Origin of the sequence: Clostridium sp. DFI.5.61, assembly GCF_024462915.1 — a bacterium.
GTDB classification, from domain to species: Bacteria; Bacillota; Clostridia; order Oscillospirales; family Oscillospiraceae; genus Lawsonibacter; species Lawsonibacter asaccharolyticus.
In genome coordinates, this window is the sequence record NZ_JANGBZ010000106.1 from 1 (window position 1) to 3,618 (window position 3,618).

The 3,618-nt window shown below is 42.9% G+C and carries 3 protein-coding genes; 1 reads left to right on the forward strand and 2 read right to left on the reverse strand.

The annotated features are described in order from the left end of the window. Positions 1-497 precede the first annotated feature (497 nt). A complete protein-coding gene (locus NE584_RS19150) occupies positions 498-890 on the forward strand; it encodes a holin family protein (RefSeq protein WP_108980491.1) in 393 nt (130 codons plus the stop codon). A gap of 68 nt (positions 891-958) precedes the next feature. Here NE584_RS19150 and NE584_RS19155 read toward each other — a convergent pair whose 3' ends face one another. Next, positions 959-1,984 carry an acyltransferase gene (locus tag NE584_RS19155; protein ID WP_108980490.1) on the reverse strand — a complete coding sequence of 342 codons (1,026 nt, stop codon included), beginning with the start codon at positions 1,982-1,984 and terminating at the stop codon, positions 959-961. A gap of 173 nt (positions 1,985-2,157) precedes the next feature. Next, entirely contained in the window at positions 2,158-3,237 is a 1,080-nt protein-coding gene (locus NE584_RS19160) for a hypothetical protein (protein WP_108980489.1), read from the reverse strand. Between the last annotated feature and the right edge of the window lie 381 nt (positions 3,238-3,618).

The window sequence follows — 3,618 nt, forward strand, 5'->3', positions numbered from 1 at the left end:
TTTTTCTCTCCTCAATTTTGCTTTATTTCCCTATTGACTTTTTATTTGCAGACTTTGCAATAATTTTTATGAAAGATTTCTCTTCATCTCTATACTATTAGACGCAGTTATGAAGCTATTGCAACATGCGTCCATTACTTTTTGCAAGTATGAGACTGACCCTATTTTGATCTTTGAGGCAACACATCTGTAATTATTCCATATTATAAAACGGCTGACCGGAACACCGGCCAGCTGTTTTCGCTTTTTCTGCCATTGATTCTCTGTTCAAATATCTGAGCTTTCGAGTTTGTTCGGCTGATTCCTCTATTTTGTGTTGCACTCATTTCAATGAGCAGGCAATTAAAAATAATCTCACATAAAGTAATGTCTTCCTTTACTTTTTTTTAAAATGTGTCTCTTTATCTCTTATCTGAACCCTTGTGTCAACTATTTATATGCGTTATAAAGTCCCGACTATTTTTAAGATAGGCAGCTTTGGAAAGGAGCATTACTTTATGGTAGAAATAGTTGTTGATTATTTAGGCAAACTTGTTATCATTTTTTTGGGCGAATTAGATGGGCTACTATATGCTCTTGTGATTTTTGTGGTCCTCGACTATATCACTGGAATTTGCGCCGCCATTCAGGCTAAACACCTGTCCAGCAATATTGGTGCAAAAGGAATTGCAAAAAAGGTTGCTATTTTTTTAGTAATCTCGGTTGCCCATGTTGCGGACCAATACCTAGTTGATTCAACAGATGTTCTACGGTCCATGACAACTCTTTTCTATTTGTCAAATGAAGGTATAAGTATCTTTGAGAACATTGGGAAAATAGGAATTCCGCTTCCCGGTAAACTCAATAACCTGTTATCTCGATTTGAAGACATTAAAAACCAAATGAAGTAGCGCATCCCAAAAACTTATTGTGAAGAGCCGCTGTCACTCCAAAAGCTAGTGACAGCGGCTTTTGCTAGCTATATAAGAATTTTCTTCAAAAATGGTATCTTTGCTATTAACATCGCAGCACAAAATGAGATAACAACTGTCAGGCTTATTTCCAAACTTAGAAGCTGAATTACAGACACAGAACCGCCAAGCAAATCCGCTATTGAATCAAGGATTAGCACGTGTATCCAATAGACCCCAAATACCAGATTGGAAGCAGAGGCCAGCATTTTCTCCAAAGGGCGCAGGTCTCTCTCATGGTGGGTGCAAACCGTTTTACAGAGCAGGAACAGGGCTGCCGCGCAGAGATAGTGATTCAGAGAATACCCGCCGTTGAAGGGCAGAGGGACCTGCTTGGGAGACGAGGTCCAGAGATTGCCCAGAACGCCCCAGAGATATCCTATGACACCGCCGCAATAAATCACGGCCCTCATGCGTCTGCCAGGGCTGTAATGGCCCAGCAGATACCCCATCAGGAAGAAGCCCAGGTATCCCTCCAGGATGGGGTCGAACAGATAGATGTAGACCGGCAGTACTGTGTTGAGAAGGGGGCGGATAGAGGTGGGGAAGATAATGAGGAGGAGAAGCAGGGACAGCTGTCTGCCCGTGCAGGCGTCTGTGATCCGCTTCAGAAAGGGAGCCGCCAGATAGATCCCCATCATCGTATAGACGAACCACATGTGGTAGCTTTGGCCGCGGTTCAGCAGGGAGGAGAAAAAGGCATCAAGGGAAACAGGCACTCCTGTGCGCAGGGCATCGGCAAGCAGATAGATCAGGTTCCAGGCGCATAGGGGGAGCGCCAGCCGCAGAAGGTGTCTCCGATAGAACGTGGACGGGATGAGGGTATCCGGGGAGCGGAGGATCAGATATCCGCTGATCATGAAGAAGAGGGGGACTCCAGTCCGGTTCAGCGGGTTTTGCAGGAGACACAGATACCAGGACGAGATGCCGTAATAGACCGGGTTGGAGAGGATGGGGGACATGGCGTGCAGGACGATGACAAAAAGGATGGCAATACAGCGCAGACAATCCAGATAGGTAATCCTATGTTTCATAATATGCTCTCCATCTTAGCGATGAACTAATGTCTATATTACTTTCCATTATATAATACGCCTGACAAAAGCCAATGCAACAATAAATTATTTTCTTCTTCAAAAGTATGGGGGGCGCATGATTCAGTCATGCGCCCCCATGTCAGTGACTTTTTATTTCTTCTCTAGGCCCATTAGGTTACGATCAGCTTGCTGTTGTTGTCTCGTCCCTTGTAGCTGATATCCGCCTTTTCCGTACTGCCGACAGATACATCAATGAATTCATCATTGAACGCCACCGCATACTGGTTAAAGGAAGAATTATAATTCCACGCAACATAGCTGTCGCTACCACGCTTAATATAGCACTCCTTAAATGCGGTTCCTGTAAAGTACTCTCCATTGTTCAGATTGGGAGTGGGATTGTCGTTAGAGTCATGCGGGCAGAAGGAGATTGTACGATAAAACTCATTAGAGCGACTGGCCGCAAACTGGGAATCTTTATATACTTTGCTACACTTCTCCACATTATTATAGTACACTGTGGAGGTAATCTTCCCATCCTCCTTCACCAGCTCAACCGTTACATTTCCTCCGCCGTTGATGTTGGCAATAGGAGTGGCGCTCAGGGTCTCAAACTTATCTAGTGTGGAGTTGCAGATTGCGTACCACTTATAGGAAGATCCAGACTTTCGGAGCTGGAGGCCACATTCAAACGTATTGGTCCCAGAATGCATACCTACAAAGAAATACGCATTGGTATTATTGGTCAAATTGGTTCGAATCCCGCTTAAATTTACAACAACTTTAGCAGCTTTATTTTGCTTCCCGTCATATGCGGAAGAAAGGGTCGCCACAGAATAGTAGCCGCCAGACGCCTTCTCCTGCTTTTCTTCATAAATGGCTTTGAGGGAAACATCGCTGTGTCTAAAGAACGTCCTAATTCTGCTGTTAGAGAGCTCACCATTGCCGTCAACTGCCTTGCTATATGCAAAGTTATTCAACCACGTCAGCATCTTTCCATAGCTGTTGTTGGTAAGGCCAGGAAGCACCTCTCCAGAGGAATAGTTCTGATCTGCCGACTCTCCATAATACTCGTTAAACTGATAAAGGTGATAGGTATTAGAATTGTTGTCCTTTGTAAATACAGTGGTCCCATTTTTGTCCTTTATCACCGTGCCCTTTGCCATGGTACGGACAGCATCAAATGCTTCATAAATGGTATCATATTCTTTACTGCCAATATAATACTTCGTATCCGGTCTAAACGCCATGATTATTCACTCCTTATATTTTATTTTGAACGCGTTCATCTTATAAGGAGTCAACCAATCATGAAATGTAAATCGGTGGTAAACAATTTTGCAATTTATTATTTCTTCTCTATTTTTAGTCATTTACAATTTTACTTTTGTAGAAGCAAAAATTATGTTGCACTCTTTTGTTGAAAGCGTCTTTATTACATGAAAGAGCAAAGCAGGTGTCCACACAAAAAAAGATGATGTAATAATCGCACACTGGATGGGGTGATTCCAATGCAGAGGTATTAGATAATTCATGAATTTATTTCCGCATCTTCTTTGATTAAGAGAGAATTACGGTAAGCGTCAAATATAATATGAGATAAAAAGAACGAGAGCAGCCAATACTTTGTC

Bases quoted from the DNA above. Each gene is read 5' to 3' on its own strand.
- NE584_RS19160 (WP_108980489.1), bottom strand. From the start codon at position 3,237: ATGGCGTTTAGACCGGATACGAAGTATTATATTGGCAGTAAAGAATAT.
- NE584_RS19155 (WP_108980490.1), bottom strand. From the start codon at position 1,984: ATGAAACATAGGATTACCTATCTGGATTGTCTGCGCTGTATTGCCATC.
- NE584_RS19150 (WP_108980491.1), top strand. From the start codon at position 498: ATGGTAGAAATAGTTGTTGATTATTTAGGCAAACTTGTTATCATTTTT.